Raw genomic sequence first — 21,401 nt, 5'->3', positions numbered from 1 at the left:
ATCCGATCGGAAAGAAACATGGCATGTCTATTGCTGACAATTTAACTCATGTTATTTTCCTAAATTTATGAAGAAACACAGGTCAGAGCCACATCGAGACATGCCATGTTTGTCACTCGTAACGTAACGACTCCACCGGGTCCATCCGCGCTGCTTTGATGGCAGGGAAAATACCCGAAAGCACGCCAATCAAAATAAGTACGCCCCCGGTTACGATGACTGACATCGCCGAAATCTCAGGACTGCCAAGAAATTCTCCGGCTCCGTCATTCAGGTTCAGATACAGCACGAACTCAACGATAGCTGTTGAAATGGCTAGACCAAGAGCTCCGCCGAGAAGCGAAATAAAGATTGCCTCGAACAGAAACTGGCTGATGATGTGAACCTTGCGGGCGCCAATTGCCTTTTTAAGGCCAATCTCACGGGTTCGTTCTTTTACGACCACAAACATAATGTTTGCCACCCCTACGCCGGCTATCATCAGCGTAAAAAAACCAATGGTGAACAGGAAATACTCCAGACCCATTGCGACCATTCGCGTCTGTTCTTCCTGCTCAATGAAATCCCACATTGGAACGGCCTCTTCATCATCCGGGTGAAAATTATACTTGGCCGACAAATAGTTAATAATTCCCTCCTTAACCTGCGGCTGCAGTTCAGGAGACGCAGGCCGGACTAGTATCGATCCTACGTTCCGGTTACCATACAAGTTTCTAAACGTAGGATATGGAATAATAGCCCGAGTGGCATCGGGGCCGTTATTCATAGATGTCTGCATCTTTGGCTTCATCACGCCAACCACCGTAAACGGGACGCCATTGAGAAGCACTTCGCCCCCGATTGGGTCATCTTCTCCGAAAAGAGTAACTGCTATTTCATCACCGAGAAACAGAACTTTCCGACTCTCCTCAATGTCAGCTGCGTTAATAAACCGGCCACCCATTGCCGGGTACATGGTCCTCATGAGTTCAAAATCGGGACCCACGCCCTCCATGAATGTCGTCGTTATGTTGCCATCTCGTTCGAGCCGCGTTCCGTATCGGCCATACTGCGGACTTGAATATTCAATGCCCGGCACCACCTGGCGGATCCGCTCCACATCTTCTTCTATGTATCGAATTGGCCGTCCCATGGGTAAGCCATTGTAGTTCATTCCGGTCTGTCCTCCGTACACAATCATCACCTGGTTTCCCGCACCAAGCATTCCGTCGAGCAGGCTGGTTCCAAGTCCGCGGCCGAACGCCAGGAGAATTATCACCGATAACGTTCCCCAGGCAATGGCCGTAAGTGTAAGAGATGACCGCAACTTTTGGCGGTACAGATCTGCAAAAAATTCACCGAAAAGATTTTTAATCATACGTCATTACCTCAGGCAGTCTATGATGGAAAGATTGGCTGCACGCCAGGCCGGGAGCAACCCGGCTGCAAACCCGGTAAAACCGAGAACCACAAACGCGATGATGCCCACTTCGGGCGCAAAAAACGGTGTGCCCACAAAATCTTTGATGGGGAGATTCTGTGTGGCCTGAACAAGTCCCCAGCCCAATAAAAACCCGGCGCCGGCTCCCGCTCCCACAATCAGGAAGGTTTCAAGGAAGAATTGTCCCATAATGGTGAATCGTTTTGCCCCAACCGAGCGACGGATACCGATCTCTTTCATTCGCTCCTGCACAACCACAAACATGATATTTGCGACTCCAATACCGCCCACGGCAAGCGTAAAAAAACCGATCAGGCCAAGGAACGCGTTAATGGAATAGAATAGAATATCGATAAACTCCCAGAATTCGTTGGTGTCCCAAAGCCCGATTGCATTACGATCGGTCGCATCAAAGCGGTACTTGGAACCAAAAACTTCATAGACCCTGTCCTGCACAAATTCTGCCTGCTGAATGCTTGCGGGCGTGTAGATTATGTTATTCAGGTATTTTGTACCGGTCATAGCTGAAAACGTTGTGGCCGGTATAAACGCCCGGTCGTGATCGCGTTGTGAATAGGAAGAATTCTGTGTTTTCTCCTGCATCACGCCGACAATCGTAAATGGCGTTTGCCGAACAAATACTTGTTTGCCAACCGGATCCTCATCACCAAACAGATTGTCTGCCAGCTGATTCCCCAGGAAAATGACCCGTCGCTGCTGGTCAATATCCGCCTGGTTCAGCCATCGCCCGCCCGATTGAGGAAAGATATTTCTCATGTCGCTATATTCGGTATATACACCGCCAACGTTGGAGCTTCGTATATTTTCGCCCTTTGTAAGCTGCATGCCCTGAATATATTCGGGCGTCACAACTTTTATTTCGGGAATCCGGTTTCGCATCATATTCACGTCGTCTTCTCTGAAGCGGACAGGCCGTCCAATACCATATCCCTCAAACGCTTTTGTAGTCTGACCAGGAAACATAATGGCAATCTGGTCGCCCATACCGCGCATATTTAGCACGGTTTGATCGCGAAAACCAAAACCGAATGCTAACAGCAGGATCAGTGTGGCGGTGCCCCACATAATCCCAAAGACGGTGAGGAAGCTTCGCAGCCGCTGTTGATTCAGGTTTCGGAAGAGCTCGGATATTATCTCAAAAAGTCTCATCTATTTACTCCGGGCGATTTGGTCAGCGGATGGTCAATGTTTTGGATTCGGGCTCGAGGACCGTATCCCCGACGGCAAGACCTGAAAGCACCTCTACCGTAATAGCATCACTGAGGCCAAGTTCTACATCAACCGGTATCCGCTCACCGGGCTGGGCGCCGGGAACGTCAACGCTTGCGGTTCCATCCTCATTAAAGTTCACAAGACGTTCCGGGATCACGGGGACATCAATACTTCGCTTGATGATAATATCTGCATTGGACGAGTAGCCGGCCCGCAGTGTTGTGTTGCCTCGATCCGTAATGGCAATCTCAACCGGGAATACAGTTGCATTATCTTCCTGGCGGGCTTTCAGTGAAATCTTGGACACCTCACCCTTTACAATCACGCCGGGAAGAGCGCCAATTTTAATTTCAACAGGGAGTCCAATGGCAATTTTACCAACGTCAATTTCATCCACTGTGCCCTTAAAGAGGAGATTTTCCATTTGTGCGATGGTCATCAGAGGTGTTCCGGCCTGGTATGATGTCAGTGGCACAATCGGATCACCAACCTCAACCAGCTGCTCGAGAATATACCCGTCAATCGGTGCCCGTATGACAGATTCAATAAGTTTATCCCCAATCGTGATGCGGCCCGACTCCAGGAGCTCCAGCCGTTCACGGCTGATCTGCTCCCTGATTTTCACGTCATCCACCTGCTCTTTTACCTGCTCGTACTCACGATCAGACACTAAATTTTGTTTTTTAAGCTGTTCAGCCCGATGCAGTTCATTCTCAAGGTTTCGTTTCTCAAGAAGCGTACGTTCGAGGTTTCGTTGGGCCTCGGCAAGTTCAATAGGTGTCGGATCAGGCCGGACTTCTACCAGCGGATCCCCTTTTTTTACATACTGCCCTTCTTCTACAAAGATAATGTCCACCACACCGGGGATAATTGACTTGATCTCAATTTCCGTTTCCGGCTCGATGGTGCCAACGGCGAGCGCTTTTTCCACGATTGTACCTGTTTCAACAGTAATTGTTTGAATAGAGGCACTTTCGTCGGTTTCGGTATTTGAATAGCTATAGACGAAGAACCCGCCGATGCTGATAATGAGTAAAAGAAAAGTCCAGAATAGAGCACGTTTTTTTGTAGAAGTAGCCATAAAGATGTGAGGTTCGTTGTTAAAAACTTATACATGGCTCCTACGCGGGGACTTTGACTTTGTTACTGTAGTTGTAAAATTATTTTACATACTTCCATAGTCATCCCGGTCCCGGAGCCGGGATCTCCTATTCTCGTTCGAACTGTGTACATCGTCCTTGGCTACTCTTTTCCTATTGGCACAGACAGGAGATGGCGGGTCAAGGCCCGCGATGACGTTGATATAGTTATTAGCCAATTTAAGTCATGCCGGACCCCGATCCGGCATCTCCCATTCTTGTTCAAACTGTACTATCTGCCAGTGACTATACTTACCTCTTGACTTAGATGTGAGATTCCGCATCAAGTGCAGAATAACACCATTAACATCAAAGACATAAAACTGTAAGGAATCCCTGTTTTTATCCTCATACAGATATGAGAAAAGGTTACGTCTACATAATGACAAATAAATACAACACAGTATTTTACACAGGTGTTACGAGTACGGTGCCTAAACGAGTCTACGAACATAAAACAGGATGTGGTTCCGAATTCACACGTAAATACAACCTAAATAAACTCGTTTGGTTTGATGAATACCCTACAATTCTTGATGCGATAGAGGCTGAGAAACGGATTAAAAAATGGAAAAAAGAATGGAAGATCGCGTTGATTAGGAGTATTAACCCGGAGTTTGAGGATCTATATGAACAGATTGTGTGAGGCTGTGATTCTCAATCTAGCAGATTCATGCAGCACTCCGATGCGGCATCTCCCATTCTCGTTCGAAACATAGGTTTTGCCAGTGGCAAGATTTCCTGTTATGCACAGATGGGAGGTCGCGGATCAAGTCCGCGATGACGTTGATATGTTTATAAGCCTTTTACGAATACCCAATCCACACAGCAATCACCATGGCAACAGCGGCAGCGGCCAGGAGCTTCAAAATAACCGGCCAGACAAACTTAAACCATTTCGCGTACGGAATACCGGCCAGGCCCAGGATACCCATCAGAACCGCGTTTGTGGGGACAATCATATTCATCAGCCCATCGCCGAACTGGTAGGCCAGCACGGCCACCTGCCGGGAGACACCCACCAAATCTCCAATCGGCGCCATTAGCGGCATCGTGACATACGCCTGGCCACTGCCCGATGGAATAAAAAAGTTCAGTATGCTTTGAATAAAGAGCATGCCCACAGCTGAAAGTTCTGCCCCGACATAGGAAAGAGGTGTGGCCAATGCATTTACCACTGTGTCGAGAATCATGCCATCTTCCATCAGCAGTGCAATGGCCCGCGCAAATCCAATTAACAGTGCCGTGCCGGTCAGCTCCGCTGCGCCTTCGCTGAATGAGATTGCGGTTTTATTTGCTCCCTTTCCGCTCAACACTCCCACCACAATTGCCAACCCTACAAACATGGCCCCGAGTTCGGTCAGGTACCAGCCGGCTTCTTTTATGCCGATAACCAAACCGATCAGTGCAAGCCCGGTAGCGGTTAGGATCCATTTCCGGCGGGTCGTCATCACAGGGTAGTCATTTGTCTGATCTATCTGCTTATCTTGAACGTCCGACATGTAGCTTTTTGTAGGATCGGCTTTAATCCATTTTGCGTAACTCCAAACGTGATGAAACCCTATAGCAAGAAACACAGGGGCAATGGCCAGGCGAAACCACATGCCGCTCAGCGGCTGCAGACCCGAAATCTCCTGGGCAATCACAAGCGTGAACGGGTTCATAAACGCCACGCCGTACCCAATTCCATAGCCTACTACGAGCGTGCCGATTGCCGTGATGGCATCCATCCGTAAAGCCGTGCAAAGACTGACCAATATGATCGCAAACGGCACATATTCCTCTGCAATTCCAAGCGTGGCAGATGCGGCCGCAAAAGCAAACATCATCAGAAATATCAGCCATGCCGGCCTGTCACCAAAGCGCCGGACTATCAGGCCCAGAAGCGCATCAATCGATCCCGTATCGCGGATTACTTTTATGGAGCCGCCAATGATCAAAATAAAGAAGATGATCCCCTGCGCATCAGCCAGTGCCCGCGGAACAACGGTGAGCAGCGCCAGCGGATTCAGATACTGCTTCTCTTCAACCTCCGTAAATGTCCCCGGCTCCACGACTTCCCGGCCTGTTTCGGTTAGAGAACGCTCAAACTCTCCGGATGGCACCACCCACGTGAGGACCAGCGACACAACCATCAAACCAAACATGAGAACCAGTGTGTGTGGAAGTTTAAATTTCATGATATCGATTCTAATACATTAAGTGCATTGAGGCGAGAAATTCTCCCCTCGAGGGGAGATCTTCTGGTTTCAATAACAGTATCCATCATTTGTTTGCATCCCGCTTTATCTCCACAAGCGTAGCACCCCAGCTACTTCTGTCGGTTGCCAGACTGTATGACACAACGTGTGGATTTCTATCAAGCAGGGCATGAACCCCGCGCCTAAGCGCCCCCGTACCTTTTCCATGGATGATCCGAAGCGAGGTGATATCCTTTTCCAGGCACGCCTCGATGTATTCCGGCAGAAGATCGCCCAGTTCATTTGGGCGAAAGGTGTGCAGATCGAGTACGCCGTTGATTAGGACTTTTATGGGGTCGGGTTCGTTGGGCATGGTTACATTTTCTGATCAGTAAAGTTTAATTCAGAGAATTAAAAAAGCACTTTTAGCATCATTAGCGAAGGATTCAATTTGGCCAAATGATCTTCTCAATAATTTACTGATGTCTTTAGTTGAACAATTTCCTTTCTCTATCCAGATCACTTTCGGTGGCGGGCCGTACAAAAAACTTTTTTGATGAAAATCGCTGTCTTTGGAAACAATGATCAATTCATGTTTTTTAGCATACTCCCATATCTCGCTATCTGAAGCTTTTTCCATGTCAATATCTTTAACATGTAGCGAGCCAGGAAATAATTCTTCCAGGAGGGCTGTAAGACGAAAAGATAAATTTTGATCGAAAAGTAATTTCAAAGCGACGACTTGGTCAGTTTACGTTCGCGGTCCGCTGCAAACTGAAGTGAGGCACGAATATCCTCTTTTTTCAATTCCGGAAAATCATCGAGTATCTCTTCTTCTTTCATCCCGGATGCCAGATATTCCAGAATGTCGTACACCGTGATTCGCATTCCTCGTATACATGGCTTTCCACCACGCTTACCCGGTTCAATTGTAATTCTTTTTTTGTAGTCTATGGCCATTACCGTGGTTTATTTGCAATGTTAATGCATCATACGATTAACGGTACTAAAAAAGATCAAGTATTCCAATCTGTTACAGCTCCCGGCTTAGCCCGGATTATTCACCAAGAAATTTTGTCGGGAGCAAGGCGTAGGGAGAAAAGCGGCGGAAAAGTACCTGACGTACTCAGAGTACGCTTTTTTTCCATACAACGAAGCTCCCGACAAAATTTCGCCGCAATACATGTAGCCCAAATTTGGACTACTATCCATTTTATATATGTGTAATATTTTTAGTGTATTACATTGGATTACACTTATCATCGTGAATAATCCGGGTTAGATGTTTTGTATCCATTTAATTCCTCAAGATGCCAAAAAGAGTTAGTCTTAATTTTCATGCCTTTCATACACTTTTAACACTGGAGTGATATACTAAATATTGCAACATCATTGAATCTGTTGCCTAATTTCAGATGTGCCAAGCACGAAATAGTTGGCCTGCTATGAAACACACCATCAAGAGTACGCTTTTCATCATTGCTTTACTCATAACATCACCCGTAAATGCCCAAATCAGCCTTGATGTGGGCGGCTACCTGCAAACGTGGTACATCGCCGATCAGCAAATAGAATTGGCATCCGGGGAGACAGCAAACACGAACGGTTTCAGGCTCAGACGTGCACGAATTACCGCCCGGGGTGATATCAGTGAACGGTTCAGCACAACTATCTGGACCGACCTTGCCGGCTCCGATAATATCCTGTTTGATTTCTATGCAGACGCGAAACTCCATCCTGCATTCAATATACGTGTGGGTCAGTTCATCATGCCGGGTCAGTCATACGATACGGCTCGACTTGTCTCATCGAAGCTGATTTTCTGGGAGCGTCCGGGCATTTCAACGGCACTGTCATCGGGAATGGGTTACGATGCGTTTCGCGATATTGGTGTGATGGTTTACGGTCGCCACAAAAGTCTCTGGTACGGTGTTCATGCAGGGAACGGGACCGGTCGGTTTTCACAAGCCGAAACACATATCACTGAGCGGAAACCCGGTGGCGGTCTCTATGGCGCCAGGCTTGATTTGGAGATAACTCCGGGCCTGACACTTGGCGGACACCTCTCCACCAACCAGCAGCGTGATATCGTGGAACGTGGCACCGGGCCGGTTGATATCAACCGGACATCAGCATCAGTCCGGGTAGCAACCTCCAACCTTGGCATCGACCGGCTCTACACGCAGTTCGAATACATGGGACTGCAAGTGAAAGATGAGAGTCATGGGATTCAAACCGGGCTTGATGGCAGCTACAACCTCGATGGATTTTATGCTGAGATCGGCTATGGCATCACCAATGAGTGGCATATTCTTGGACGCTTTGACCGCATGAATCAGAGCCCGGGGCAGGGTGCCGGTTTTCCTGCAGATGAATCTTTCCACAGAGAACAAATCACCCTCGGTCTGTCGCGTTACCTGTGTCGTGATGACCGCGAGATTGCACGGGCACATCTAAACTATGCGACGGGCAACTCCTCACCGGGCAATCTGGATTCCCACGCTATTGTAATAGTGATGCAGCTTCGGTTTATTCCGCTGTAATTTCACTACATTGTACCCGATCATATAAATGGGTTAAGCAAAAGCCTTGTTTTGAAAAGCCCTCTCAAACACTTTTATAACCCGATTTATTAACGTGCTGTCATTTTTAAAAAAGAAAGGGGTTGAACTCTCTTTAAGAACGTACCTGGTAACGGCACTTTCCTACATGGCGCTTGGTCTGTTTTCGTCACTTATTATCGGCCTGATTATACGAACAGCCGGCCAGCAAACCGGCATTGAAATGATGATCCGGATGGGACAAGTAGCCATGGACCTGATGGGTCCGGCCATCGGCGTAGCCATTGCGTACGGTCTAAAGGCCCCGCCACTGGTGATGTTTGCATCCGCTGCAGCCGGAGCGTTTGGCGCAGTAAGCGGCGGGCCTGCCGGGGCGTACGTAGCCGCACTTTTAGCCACTGAATGTGGCAAACTCGTTGCGGGCTCAACCCGGGTTGATATTATTTTGACACCGCTCGCCACCATTGTCGTTGGTTTCTTTGCGGCTGAATATCTTGGTTTTTATATCGACCAGGGGCTTGTGGCATTCGGCGAGCTGGTCAACTGGTCGGTAGAGCAGCAACCATTCCTGATGGGTGTTCTGGTAGCGGCACTTATGGGATTGGCGCTCACTGCCCCAATCTCCAGCGCGGCCATTGCCATCATGATCGGGCTCGATGGGCTGGCCGCCGGGGCTGCAACAGTCGGCTGTTCCGCACAAATGGTGGGATTTGCGGTCAGCAGCTACCGCGAAAACGGGGTAGGTGGTTTTATCGCGCAGGGCATCGGCACCTCCATGCTGCAGATCGGCAACGTGCTGAAACATCCCCTCATCATAATTCCGCCAACACTGGCCGGCGCAATACTCGCCCCGCTCTCCACGCTGGTGTTCGGGATGCAGAATACTCCGGAAGGCGCGGGAATGGGAACGGCCGGTTTTGTCGGGCAGATCTTCACGTTCACCTCCATGGGTTTCAGTTGGGACATTCTGGCAATTGTGATCATGCTTCATATCATCGGTCCTGCAATTCTTTGCCTGATGATCTCTGAATTCATGCGCCGCAGGGGATGGATTAATCCGGGGGATATGACACTGAAGACGGAATAATCTAAAATATAACATTCAGGTTTATCCAGAAATCCTATGTATGAAATGCCGATTTATCCCAAAAACCTGTTGCAAAGTGAAAACTTTGGATATATTTTTTCGAAATGTTAAAGCGAGTAATTCAAAAAATGACGCCAAAATTTGTGCTTAGTTGGTACAAAGAAAGGCAATATTACAGCATCATCAGTGATTTTGACATCACTACCGAACCCGATCTTTTGGTTGCAATGGAGTTGGCAGATAAAGAGCGCGTAACTGTGGATATTGGGGCTAACATCGGATTATACACGGTATATTTATCTCCTGCTTCCTCGAAAGTAGTAAGCATCGAGCCGGTACCCTTTACATTTACTATGCTTACAAAAGTGATAGATCGCTTTAAACTATCAAATGTATCAGCCGGTCAATTTGCCATATCTGATTCGGTTGGTGAAGCCCGCATTGAAATACCTGTTCAAGCGGGTGCAAGAAATTATTACCGGGCGTCTTTGTTGGATGTAAGAGAAGAAGATGATTCAAAATTCTATCACAAAGTAAAAACAAAAACAATCGATTCACTATTTTTAGATGACGCTACGAAAATATCATTAATAAAATGTGATGTAGAGGGCCATGAGCTCAAATGTGTAAAAGGGGCTGGTGAATTTTTAAAAAGATCGAGACCATCCTGGATGATCGAAGTTTCTGAAGATTTAGATGATCATGAAAGTTCAGCTTTTCAACTTAAAGCCTTTATGGAAAGATTCAATTACAAAACGTATCTGTATGAGAATGGAGTTCTTCGTGCTAAAAAAGAAGGAGATAAAAGTATAAATTACTTTTTTCTGCAAGATGTTCACCTCCAGAAGTTAAAGAAATCCCCAATTAAAGTGGTTTTGTAAAGGATGAAAATATTATTACGCTTAAAACCTGACAGTTTGGATATCCAATCATGATTGAATCCATCGTCCATTTTTTTGATGATGTCCCCACCACCTTCCGCGCCGGAGTGCTGATCGGCGGAATCTTTATTTTCTGGGTGATGGAAGGCGTGATCCCGCTTTTCCAGTTTCGATACAATAAATACCGCCATGCCGGCATCAACCTGCTTTTTACGTCGTTCACGGCCATCATCGGATTTGGCCTGGCCGGCGTTCTGTATGCCACATCCACCTGGGTAGCCGCAAATGAATTCGGGCTGCTTTACATCACTGAGCTGCCGCTTTGGATTAAAGTTATTCTCGGTGTGATGCTGCTCGACTTCGTGGGCGCCTGGCTTATACACTGGATTCAGCATAAAGTAAAATGGATGTGGAAATTTCACCTCATCCATCACAGCGATACCACTGTTGATGTAACCACCGGTCTGCGACATCATCCCGGCGAAACAATCTTTAGAATCTTTTTTACCATCCTCGGCGTCTTTTTGATTGGCATTCCCATCGGCATCGTGATGCTGTATCAGAGTCTTTCGGTTTTGTTCGCGCACCTGACCCACGCCAATATCAACATGCCTCGGAAAGTCGATCGGGCGCTGTCGTATGTCTTCATCACGCCAAACATGCATAAGGTTCATCACCATTACGCCCAGCCGCTTACAGACACCAACTATGGAAACATCTTTGCCATCTGGGACCGGCTCTTTGGAACCTACGCAGAAGTGAACAGCCCGAATGATATCACCTATGGCATCGACACGCACATGGATCCCGAGGAGAATGAAAATTTTGTAAACCTGCTTAAGATTCCCTTCCAGAAGTACCGGCCGCCTACAGGGAAGGATGAGAATCACAACAGGAAAAATGAGTAGCCGCTTTTTCCATTCATTTGACATTTGACTCATCACATTCACTCATCCATCCGGACGGAGTAATTTTGTCTGAATTCGTGTTATCTTAAGCAATAAACCACTCAACCCAATCCTCTTTGCTTGAGTTTACCCGACACGTTTATTAAGACCCTGTTACAGTATCATAAAGATGCTTCAGCCTGTCCGCCGCCGGATCGAATTATTCGCTTTTTCAATAACTTGCTGGGCTTAATTTTCCCTGAATTTTCTGAAGAGCGGTATTCTGATGAGGAATCCATCAAACTGAAACTGGTGGAGCTGAAACAAGAACTAAGTGCTATTCTCAACCAGAATAGTGAGTGTGTACAGAGTACGGACAAGGCTATTAACGATCATGTGTTTGATGAACTGCCACCCATTCATGCGATGCTTCTTCAGGATGTTGTGGCAATGTATAAAGGCGACCCGGCTGCCAAATCAAAAGCGGAGGTTATCCGGACCTACCCGGGTTTTTATGCGCTTGCGGCCCATCGGATTGCCCACTGTCTGCTGAAAAATGGCGTTAACCTGATTCCAAGAATTATTTCGGAGCATGCACATCGTCAGACCGGTATTGATATACATCCCGGAGCGGAAATCGGGGATCATTTTTGTATTGATCACGGCACAGGAATTGTCATTGGCGAAACCACGACAATAGGAAACCACGTAAAAATTTACCAGGGTGTTACCCTCGGCGGACTGAGTGTAAATAAGGAAGACGCAAGCAAGAAACGGCACCCAACTATTGAAGATCATGTGGTCATTTATGCAGGAGCGTCCATTTTGGGCGGGGATACAGTCATTGGTGAAGGAAGCATCATCGGCGGAAATGTATGGCTAACGAGGAGCGTGCCCGCACAAACTAAAGTCTATTACCAGGCTAAAATGACGAATACAGACGGCGAGACCGACACGATAACCTTCCGATAAATTAATAGCTTTACAATGAAACTCGAAGAACTCATCGGCAACACACCTATAATAAAACTGGAACGCATTCCTGAGAACCCGGATGTTACGATCTACTGTAAGCTTGAAGGGCAAAATCCCGGCGGCAGCGTGAAAGACCGGGCAGCCCTTGGCATGATTAACGGAGCCCTGGAGCGGGGCGACATCAAGCCGGGCGACAGGCTGGTGGAGGCAACCAGCGGAAATACCGGCATCGCCCTGGCCATGATAGCGGCAATGAAAGGGTTGGACATGACTTTGATCATGCCCGAAAGCGCCACCGAAGAGCGAAAGCAATCAATGAGAGCGTTTGGTGCCGAACTGATTCTCACACCTGCTGATAAAACCATCGAGTATTCCCGCACCCTTGCCCAGGAGATGGCTGATGAGAAGGGCTATTTCATGCTGAATCAGTTTGGCAATGATGACAATTTTAAAATGCATGAGAGAACCACAGGCCCGGAAATCTGGCGTGATACCGGCGGCAAGGTTACCCATTTCGTGTCGTCGATGGGTACAACCGGCACCATTATGGGCGTTTCGCGCTACCTGAAGAGCCAGAATTCAGAGATTCAGATTGTAGGCACCCAGCCAACAGAAGGGTCGTCCATTCCCGGAATCCGGCGATGGTCAAAGGAATTTCTGCCTACTATATTTGATGCAGACCGGGTCGATCGCACGATTGATGTGAGTGAGGATGAGGCAACCTCCATGACCCGGCGGCTGGCGAAAGAGGAGGGAATCAGCGGCGGGATGAGCAGTGGCGGTGCGCTAACCGCTGCTTTAAAAGTTGCCGACGAGATTGATGAAGGCGTGATCGTCTGCATTACCTGCGACCGCGGTGACCGGTATTTAAGTTCCGGGTTGTTTGGGTGATGGATATAGATAATAGATGATAGATAATAGATACCCCTGTACCCTGCACCTTGTACCTTGAAAGCGACGCCGCGCTACTTATTCATTCCTGACCGCATCAGCCGGCTCAACTGCAGCAGCTCTGAGTGATGGATACCAGCTGGCGGCGAGGCATAAAAACATCGTAGTTCCCATCACCAGTACAATATCCCACGGGTTGATGGAGATCGGATACGCACTAATGATAAATGCAGATGATAGCTGAACAAGCTCAAACTCCTGCTGTGCAAGCGCCAGGCCAAGGCCCAGCAGCCCGCCGATCCCGCAGCCTATCACGCCAATGAGAACACCCTGCATCCGAAACACTTTTTTGATGTTTGCCTGGGTCATGCCCATCGAGCGCAGTATCCCGATATCTTTTCGCTTCTGGAGTACAATCATGGTGAGAGAACCCACAATGTTTAGAGCAGCAACAAAAATTATGAGCATCAAGATAATGTATGACCCCCATTTTTCGAACGCCATCACATCATACAGCGGACGCTGCAGATCGTACCAGCTTGAGACGGAAAATTCAGAGCCGAGAATCCCCTGAAGATCTTCTTTCACTGAGGCTGCTTTATCGGTATTTACAAGTTTCAAATCGTAGCCGGTCACTTCATTTCGCATATTGAACAGGCGCTGGGCTGCTGATATGCCAATATAAATCACATCCCCTTCTAGTATTTGCTGAATCGTGTAAATTCCGCGCACTTCAAACCGGCTCGATCGCGGTGCAGAAAACTGGGTAAGTGCCCTGCGCATTCCTATAGTGCTCAAAAGTGCCGCTTCCGTACCGGGATCTGCCCCATAACGATTACTTAAAGATTCACTAAGTACTACGCCCGGACGCCCCTGCTGTACCGACAAATCGAAAACTCCCCGCCTGACGCTGTTCTCAAGTTCATTCAGGCGAATGTAGCCGCCCGGCTCGACACCCCGGGCTGTTACTACCTCATTCTTGCCGTCTCGAAATGCAAGCATTACCTTTCCCTCGATATATGGCGTGAGCTCTAATACATCCGGATGAGTCCTTACCGAATCCATCACAGCAGCATCATAGGCCATTGCATTGCCATCGGCCATCTCAATGCGGATGTCCGGATCAAAAGAGAGCAAAAAGCCGTGGATCACCTCAAAAAAACCGTTAAACACCGAAAGAATAACAATTAAAAGAGCCGTGCCTATTGTGATGCCAGCAATACTAATTCCGGTTAATATTGATATTAATGATACATGTTTTCTCGAAAACAGGTATCTACTTGCGATGTAACGGACAACATTCATTCTTTAATACTTGTATTTATCCATAGCTTTAGGTTCCTTTTCAGAACGAGAAGCTTTGCCCTTTAATATTAGAGTGAGCAACCGTCTATCAACCAAATCCCTACAGATGTGAAAAAGCCGACACTTAAAATCGAAGAAATTCAAGCCATATCCAACGGAACTCACGGAGACATTTTTTCGGTACTGGGTATGCATTCTGTAAACGTTAACGGAACGGAGAAGCTTGTCTTTAGGGCATTCAGACCCGACGCCGAATCTGTGCTGCTAAAAATACCGACTCGCGACACTCCCACAGAAGTAGAGCGTATTGAGGGAACCGATCTTTTTGAGCACGTTTTTCCGCGCCGGAAAAACCGCTGTGACTATACGCTTGTTATAGAGCCGCGTGATGGCGACACATTTGAAATTCATGACCCTTATAGTTTTGGGTCCGTGCTCTCAGAATTTGACCTTCAGCTCTGGGGAGAGGGAAATCACCATCATGCCTATGAATGGATGGGCGCCCATAAGAAAAAAGTTGAGGGAGTGGAGGGAACACACTTTGTAGTTGTGGCTCCCAATGCAGAGCGTGTCAGTGTTATTGGCCCATTTAATAACTGGGACGGGAGAACTCACTGTATGCGGAAACATCCTGCTCAAGGGATCTGGGAAATATTTATACCGCTCATCACAGATGGTGACATTTATAAATATGAAATAAAGTCTCCGTTTGCTGAAGCCCCACTCAAGAAAGCGGACCCCTATGCTTTTTACTCTGAAATGCGGCCGGGTACAGCGTCAAAAGTTTACGAGAGTTCGTTCACCTGGGGCGACTCCTCCTGGATGAATAAACGGATGGATATTCAGGCGGATGATCAGCCGATCTCCATTTATGAAATACACGCCGGATCGTGGAAACGGCATCCGGATAGGGACCCGGGGTTTTTATCTTACCGAGAACTGGCGGAGGATCTTGTTCCGTATGTTAAGGAGATGGGATTCACCCATATTGAACTTATGCCTATCGCTGAGCATCCATATGATCCCTCCTGGGGCTACCAAATAACGGGCTATTTTTCGCCCACCAGCCGTTTCGGTGATCCCGATGACCTGCGTTATTTTATTGAGGCGTGCCATAAAGAAAATATTGGCGTTTTTGTTGACTGGGTACCTGCGCATTTTACAAAAGATGAGCACGGACTCCGGCGGTTCGACGGCACCGCTCTTTATGAACATGAGGATCCGCGGGCGGGCGAGCATAAAGATTGGGGAACGCACATTTTCAATTTCGGGCGCAGCGAAGTGACAAATTTCCTGATCTCAAACGCAATTTACTGGCTCGAAGAGTTTCATATCGACGGTATTCGGGTAGATGCGGTGGCCTCGATGCTTTACCTCGATTATTCACGGGATGAGGGAGAATGGATCCCAAATCAGTATGGCGGGCGTGAGAATCTTGAAGCGATTCATTTTCTGCGGCGTGTTAACGACCTGGTGCACGATTACTACCCGGGTGTTCTTACCATGGCGGAAGAGTCAACATCCTGGCAGGGCGTCTCCCGGCCAACGTCATCCGGCGGGCTTGGGTTCGACCTGAAATGGAATATGGGATGGATGAACGACACGCTCGACTATATTGAGAAAGATCCGATTTACAGGCGTTATCACCAGGATCAGCTCTCTTTTTCTATGATTTATGCCTTTACAGAGCAATTTCTCCTGCCACTTTCTCACGATGAAGTGGTTCATATGAAACAGTCGCTCATCGGTAAAATGCCTGGTGACGACTGGCAGAAATTTGCTAATTTGAGGCTGCTGTACACCTACATGTATGGTCATCCGGGAAAAAAACTTTTGTTTATGGGAAACGAATTTGCGCAATGGAGCGAATGGACTGAGGCCAACTCCATCGACTGGCACCTGCTGCAGTGGGAAAACCATAAAGGTGTTCAAAATCTATTGAAAGACCTGAATCGTCTCTATAAAGCGAGACCGGCCATGCACGAAGTTGATTTTAAATGGGAAGGATTTGAGTGGATTGATATTAGTGATGCTGACAACAGCATGCTCTCTTTTGTACGCCGCGGGAAGAATCCGGGAGACTTTCTCGTTTTCATTCTTAACTTCACCCCTACTCTTCATAAATCCTATAAATTTGGTGTTCCAAAAGCAGGAAATTATTCGGTACTTTTAAACAGCGACTCAGAATTCTACGGCGGCAGCAATGCCGGTCCGGGAATCATCCAGGGGATTGAGGGTGCATGGCACAGCCAGCCCGCTCATATCAACATTGAAGTACCCCCCCTGGCCGGCATAGTTTTAAAACCTGAATAAACTGATTCAAACACATGAGATTTCCGAGATCTTGCGGCACGTTAGTGCACCCCACGTCTTTTCCCTCTAACTATGGCATGGGCGACCTGGGGCACGAAGCATACGAATTCATCAACTTTTTGGAAGAAACCGGCCAGACCATCTGGCAGGTTTTGCCGTTATCCCCAACCGGGTATGGAAATTCGCCGTATGCCAGCTACTCTGCTTTTGCCGGCAACCCCTACCTCATCAGCCCCGACAAGCTGGAAGAGAAGGGCTATATTTCAACTGATGACCTGTCCAAGGCACGTTTGCCAATTACAGTGGAAGCAAATTACGAGGCATCCTATCAGAAGAAAGATGAGCTTTATAAGAAGGCGTTTGAAGAATTTCGGTCGTCCAATTCGAAAGAAGATCAAAAAAGGCTTAAAGCTTTTAAGGAGCGCAATAGTTATTGGCTCGAAGATTATACGCTGTTTATAGCCTGTTCGAATTATAACAATCGGGAGCCGTGGAATAAGTGGGATAAAGACCTCGCACAACGAAAATCATCCGCTCTGAAAAAAGCAAAAAAGAGATTTGCCGAAGTTATTGAATATGAGACCTGGCTTCAGTTTGAGTTTTTTGAACAATGGAACACCCTGAAAGACTATGCCAATTCTAAAAATATCCGTGTTGTAGGCGACATTCCGATTTTTGTTGATCACAACAGTGCTGATGTGTGGAGCCACCCCGAATATTTTGCGGTAGATAAACAGGGTAATCGGAAACTGGTTGCCGGTGTTCCCCCTGATTATTTCAGCGACACCGGCCAGCTGTGGGGCAATCCCCTATACAAATGGGAGGCACTTCAAAAAGACGGCTTCTCGTGGTGGATAGAACGCTTTAAACAGATGTTTGATCTTTTTGATGCCATTCGGGTCGACCATTTCAGAGGATTTGATGAATATTGGGAAGTTAAAGCCTCCGAAGAGAATGCGATAAACGGGGAGTGGGTAAAAGCACCCGGGGTTGAGCTCTTTACCACAATTAAAAAGAAGTTGGGCAGCTTGCCTATCATCGCTGAAGATCTTGGACTGATGACGCAAGGAGTTGAAGATTTACGTGACCAGTTTAATTTTCCGGGTATGAAAATTTTACAGTTTGCTTTTGATTCCGATTCAACCAACAGCTTTTTGCCCCATAATTACTCTCAAAACTGTGTCACTTATACCGGTACACACGACAATGACACCACGATTGGCTGGTACAAATCGGCTCCGGAAGTTGAGCAGCATCGTGCAAGGGAATACACACGAAGCGACGGCCAGAACATACAGTGGGAGCTAATCCGCCTGGGAATGTTTTCCGTGGCCGATCAGGCTATCTTCCCCCTTCAGGACTTTATGAATCTTGACTCTTCTCACAGAATGAATACACCAGGAACCGTGGGCGATAACTGGAACTGGCGTTACACACCCGATATGCTCCAAAATGTTGATACGCAACAAATCAAGAAAATGGCAGAAATGAGCAACAGACTCCCTTGACAGGCCGTTTATGACGCCTGTGATCTGCACTTTTATTCAAAAGCACGGTTTTGTATCTTATGAAATTCGCACTAATTACAAAATATTGAATGTCATTTCATTTAAGTAATCTTCCAGAACGCTCTCAGAAACCCCGTAACACCGGCATTACTCTCGCAATCGATACCGGATATAGTGTCCGGCAAGCCGAAGATTTTTGTGACGTAGCCTCGCACCATGTGGATATCGTAAAACTCGGCTGGGGAACGTCGTATGTGACAGCCAACTTAAAAGATAAACTGGCCGTTTACCGAAATCATGATATACCGGTTTATTTTGGCGGCACTCTTTTTGAAGCCTACCTGTTGCGGGACGAACTTGGCAAATATTTAAAATTCCTGGACCGTTATGATATTAACTACCTCGAAGTGTCAAACGGTACTATTCGTCTCTCAGAGCATAAAAAACTTGATATCATTCGTGATTTAAGCAGAAATTATAATGTACTTTCTGAGGTTGGAAGCAAAAACCCGGATGACATTATGCCCCCTTACAAATGGGTAAAGATTATTGAAAATGAACTTGACGCCGGATCTTGGAAAGTCATTTGTGAAGCAAGGGAAAGCGGAACTGTAGGAGTGTTTCGGCCCAACGGCGAAGTACGGTCAGGCCTTATTGAAGAAATAACCGATCAGATTTCGAAAGATAATCTTATATTTGAAGCCCCCCAGAAAGACCAGCAAATCTGGTTTATCAAAAAATTTGGATCGAACGTAAACCTTGGCAACATCAAACCGGACGAAGTTATTTCCGTTGAGACGCTGAGACTCGGATTGCGTGGCGATACTTTACTCGATTTTTACTCTCTTGACAGTCCCGAGAACCAGCATCACTTGTTCAGGGATGATCAATCCGACAGTTCACAGGAGAACCTTTAATAACCGAATAACTCCACTATGAAAATTCTATACGCAGCTACCGAAATCGCCCCGTTTGCCCGAATGACTTACACCGCAGATCTATTAAGATTTTTGCCGGCCTCACTCCAGGACGAGGGCTTCGAAATTCGAATTCTGCTTCCAAAATTCGGGTCCATCAATGACCGCCGAAACCGGCTTCACGAAGTGATCCGCCTTTCAGGAATTGAAGTAGAAGTGGGTGGAGAAGTCGATACCATGAAAATAAAAGTGGCAAGTATTCCCAACGCCAAACTTCAGGTCTATTTTCTCGATAATGATAAATATTTCAAGAGAAAAGCGATGTTTAATGATCCTAAAACAGGTGAATTTTACGACGACAATGATGAAAGGCTGGCGTTTTACAATAAAGGCGTACTTGAAACTGTTATCAGTCTCGGATGGGAACCGGATATTATCCACTGCCACGACTGGCCGGCCGGATTGATTCCGTTACTTGTAAAAACAAAATATAAAGACGAGAAGATTTTTAAAGACACCCAAGTAGTTTATAATCTTCACCATGCTGAAAACAAAGGTCATTTCGATAGCACACGCATCCTGGAGCTTTTAGGGCTTCCTGATGATGTAGATATCGACAGCCTGACAGAGAACGACTCAGTAAATCTATTAAAGCTCGGCCTTGCTCACAGCGATCATGTTGTTACAGGCAACCACCTCAAAGATCAGTTCGACGATCTTTTCAAAGAACTAAATATTAATCCCACAAAAATTCAGGGTTCGCCCGAAGATGTATCGAAAAAATTCTCAGACTACTACCGGTCAATCACCGGAAAAGAGGACTAATAAATTATCCTTATTTCAACCGACCGGCGACACATCCGTGTGTTCTCGTATTAAAAAAGGCAGTCGATCAGCGATCACTGCCTTTATGGTTCTTGCCCTGTTTTTATCCATTTCTTCATGTGAAAATGAAGGGATTGTAGGAGGTGAACTCACCGATGGCGAGGAGCGTGTGGCAACTACAACCTACGCTGTGGATGGCCTTAGCATAGTATCGGATAACGGCTTTTCAGGCCAGCTTGCGTACTCGGCAATGGGTATCGTTAACGACCCTGTTTACGGAACAGTGACTTCTTCCAGCCTGTTGAAGCCGTCAATCACTCAAGCCGAGATTGATAGCTTCTCCGACACTTATTCTTTAAACATAGTATTGCAGTTTAACCCCCGCGGTTACGGAGATACAACCAGCACATCTCAGTACAATATTTATGAAATAGACGAACGCTGGAGAGGCCGGGAAATCCAATATAATAACCCGGTTGCAATCGATGAATCAACACTGATCGGCTCGTTCCAGGTTTCTGATGAAGACTCCCTGAAGGTTCCCGTCAGCGCATCCTTTACAGAACGTTTTCGCGAGTTTTTTAACGACTCAACAGCGATGCGAGATTCCCTATACAGGTTTCAGTTCCCCGGCTTAGCAATCGTGCCCGCGGAACAAAACACCAAAATAGACTTTCTAAGACACCAGAGAGCTGTAGACGATACATCGAGTACGCCCGTTACCCGTTTCATTGTTGAAAATGCCCAGGATTCTCTCGTGGCCACCCTGCCCGTACTCGATCATGGAAACTCTATGAGCCGGACAAATATTCCTGACAACACCGATGGATTTGTTTTGCACAATACAATGGAGAACATATTAAGGGTAGATTTTGATTTTGAATCGGAACAGTTTGCAGGCAAAGAAATTGTTAATGCACAACTCGTTTTTAACGTAGATCCCGGCCCACAGAATACAGCTCCAATGGGATTTACCAGATTGGAAAATAATTTCCTGAGGGGACACACATTTGAAACGGACCCTCTGTCGTTACATTCTGAAATTTTTGTCCGGCAGGCTACCGTAGGGGCAACACTTGATGAAGACGATGACGTTTATCGAATAACGATTACTCAGTATTTAATCGACCAAATTTATGGACAATCGGATTCAACGCCGCTCTACATCACCAACCAGGCGAACAATGGCCTTTATGTTTCTACCAAACTTTTAGGAACAGATGCTCCAGAAAATGTGAGGCCGCGATTGATCATTACCACTATAAATCCCGATAATTAA

Annotated in this window: 20 protein-coding genes; 12 read left to right on the top strand and 8 right to left on the bottom strand. The window is 46.9% G+C overall.

Going from position 1 to position 21,401, the window contains the following annotated elements:
* Positions 1–112: 112 nt before the first annotated feature.
* From AABW11_RS03910 to AABW11_RS03900, 3 genes are read right to left on the bottom strand one after another with little or no spacing between them, the layout of a single operon-like run.
* Positions 113–1,357, bottom strand: coding sequence for an ABC transporter permease (locus AABW11_RS03910; RefSeq protein WP_340103469.1), 1,245 nt, complete (start codon positions 1,355–1,357; stop codon positions 113–115).
* A gap of 6 nt (positions 1,358–1,363) precedes the next feature.
* On the bottom strand, positions 1,364–2,590 hold the full coding sequence (locus tag AABW11_RS03905) for an ABC transporter permease (protein ID WP_340103468.1): 1,227 nt from the start codon (positions 2,588–2,590) through the stop codon (positions 1,364–1,366).
* 22 nt (positions 2,591–2,612) lie between these two features.
* Positions 2,613–3,734 carry an efflux RND transporter periplasmic adaptor subunit gene (locus AABW11_RS03900; RefSeq protein ID WP_340103467.1) on the bottom strand — a complete coding sequence of 374 codons (1,122 nt, stop codon included), beginning with the start codon at positions 3,732–3,734 and terminating at the stop codon, positions 2,613–2,615.
* 416 nt (positions 3,735–4,150) lie between these two features.
* On the opposite strand from AABW11_RS03900, the gene AABW11_RS03895 reads away from it, so the two are divergent.
* Positions 4,151–4,438 carry a GIY-YIG nuclease family protein gene (locus AABW11_RS03895; protein ID WP_340103466.1) on the top strand — a complete coding sequence of 96 codons (288 nt, stop codon included), beginning with the start codon at positions 4,151–4,153 and terminating at the stop codon, positions 4,436–4,438.
* A 160-nt stretch (positions 4,439–4,598) separates the two neighbouring features.
* On the opposite strand, the gene AABW11_RS03890 is transcribed toward AABW11_RS03895, so the two are convergent.
* From AABW11_RS03890 to AABW11_RS03875, 4 genes are all read right to left on the bottom strand, one after another.
* Entirely contained in the window at positions 4,599–5,972 is a 1,374-nt protein-coding gene (locus tag AABW11_RS03890; RefSeq protein WP_340103465.1) for a YfcC family protein, read from the bottom strand.
* An 85-nt stretch (positions 5,973–6,057) separates the two neighbouring features.
* Positions 6,058–6,345: a Smr/MutS family protein gene (locus AABW11_RS03885; RefSeq protein ID WP_340103464.1), complete on the bottom strand. Its 288-nt coding sequence runs from the start codon at positions 6,343–6,345 to the stop codon at positions 6,058–6,060.
* Between the two features lie 30 nt (positions 6,346–6,375).
* A complete protein-coding gene (locus AABW11_RS03880) occupies positions 6,376–6,705 on the bottom strand; it encodes a DUF5615 family PIN-like protein (protein ID WP_340103463.1) in 330 nt (109 codons plus the stop codon).
* The gene (locus AABW11_RS03875) at positions 6,702–6,932 is read right to left on the bottom strand and encodes a DUF433 domain-containing protein (RefSeq protein ID WP_340103462.1); all 231 of its coding nucleotides are present in this window, start codon (positions 6,930–6,932) and stop codon (positions 6,702–6,704) included. Before AABW11_RS03875 ends, AABW11_RS03880 begins: the two co-directional genes overlap by 4 nt.
* A gap of 485 nt (positions 6,933–7,417) precedes the next feature.
* Here AABW11_RS03875 and AABW11_RS03870 point away from each other — a divergent pair, with 485 nt between their 5' ends.
* The 6 genes from AABW11_RS03870 (at position 7,418) to cysM (ending at position 13,254) form a co-directional block, all read left to right on the top strand.
* Positions 7,418–8,515, top strand: coding sequence for a porin (locus AABW11_RS03870; protein ID WP_340103461.1), 1,098 nt, complete (start codon positions 7,418–7,420; stop codon positions 8,513–8,515).
* Between the two features lie 94 nt (positions 8,516–8,609).
* Positions 8,610–9,620 carry a PTS transporter subunit IIC gene (locus AABW11_RS03865; RefSeq protein ID WP_340103460.1) on the top strand — a complete coding sequence of 337 codons (1,011 nt, stop codon included), beginning with the start codon at positions 8,610–8,612 and terminating at the stop codon, positions 9,618–9,620.
* A gap of 128 nt (positions 9,621–9,748) precedes the next feature.
* Positions 9,749–10,501 (top strand): FkbM family methyltransferase, encoded by a 753-nt coding sequence (locus AABW11_RS03860; RefSeq protein ID WP_340103459.1) that lies wholly within the window; start codon positions 9,749–9,751, stop codon positions 10,499–10,501.
* 50 nt (positions 10,502–10,551) lie between these two features.
* The gene (locus AABW11_RS03855; protein WP_340103458.1) at positions 10,552–11,409 is read left to right on the top strand and encodes a sterol desaturase family protein; all 858 of its coding nucleotides are present in this window, start codon (positions 10,552–10,554) and stop codon (positions 11,407–11,409) included.
* A 120-nt stretch (positions 11,410–11,529) separates the two neighbouring features.
* Positions 11,530–12,360 carry a serine O-acetyltransferase EpsC gene (gene epsC / locus AABW11_RS03850; RefSeq protein ID WP_340103457.1) on the top strand — a complete coding sequence of 277 codons (831 nt, stop codon included), beginning with the start codon at positions 11,530–11,532 and terminating at the stop codon, positions 12,358–12,360.
* 15 nt (positions 12,361–12,375) lie between these two features.
* Positions 12,376–13,254 carry a cysteine synthase CysM gene (gene cysM / locus AABW11_RS03845; RefSeq protein WP_340103456.1) on the top strand — a complete coding sequence of 293 codons (879 nt, stop codon included), beginning with the start codon at positions 12,376–12,378 and terminating at the stop codon, positions 13,252–13,254.
* A 78-nt stretch (positions 13,255–13,332) separates the two neighbouring features.
* Here the strand turns inward: cysM and AABW11_RS03840 are convergent, their stop codons facing one another.
* Positions 13,333–14,559 (bottom strand): FtsX-like permease family protein, encoded by a 1,227-nt coding sequence (locus AABW11_RS03840; RefSeq protein ID WP_340103455.1) that lies wholly within the window; start codon positions 14,557–14,559, stop codon positions 13,333–13,335.
* A gap of 108 nt (positions 14,560–14,667) precedes the next feature.
* Between AABW11_RS03840 and glgB the strand changes: the two genes are divergently transcribed.
* From glgB to AABW11_RS03815, 5 genes are all read left to right on the top strand, one after another.
* Positions 14,668–16,872 (top strand): 1,4-alpha-glucan branching protein GlgB, encoded by a 2,205-nt coding sequence (gene glgB / locus AABW11_RS03835; protein WP_340103454.1) that lies wholly within the window; start codon positions 14,668–14,670, stop codon positions 16,870–16,872.
* A 14-nt stretch (positions 16,873–16,886) separates the two neighbouring features.
* Positions 16,887–18,380: a 4-alpha-glucanotransferase gene (gene malQ / locus AABW11_RS03830; RefSeq protein WP_340103453.1), complete on the top strand. Its 1,494-nt coding sequence runs from the start codon at positions 16,887–16,889 to the stop codon at positions 18,378–18,380.
* Positions 18,381–18,469: 89 nt separating this feature from the next.
* Complete coding sequence (locus tag AABW11_RS03825; protein WP_340103452.1) at positions 18,470–19,297, top strand: phosphosulfolactate synthase; 828 nt, start codon at positions 18,470–18,472, stop codon at positions 19,295–19,297.
* A gap of 18 nt (positions 19,298–19,315) precedes the next feature.
* Positions 19,316–20,122, top strand: a complete 807-nt coding sequence (locus tag AABW11_RS03820; protein WP_340103451.1) for a glycogen/starch synthase — start codon at positions 19,316–19,318, stop codon at positions 20,120–20,122.
* 37 nt (positions 20,123–20,159) lie between these two features.
* Complete coding sequence (locus tag AABW11_RS03815) at positions 20,160–21,401, top strand: DUF4270 family protein (protein ID WP_340103450.1); 1,242 nt, start codon at positions 20,160–20,162, stop codon at positions 21,399–21,401.

The sequence above is a fragment of the Rhodohalobacter sp. 8-1 genome, assembly GCF_038150125.1.
In the GTDB taxonomy this organism is placed as follows: domain Bacteria; phylum Bacteroidota; class Rhodothermia; order Balneolales; family Balneolaceae; genus SW132.
The sequence above is the reverse complement of the archived record's forward strand: the minus strand, read 5'-3'. Positions and strand labels throughout refer to the sequence as shown.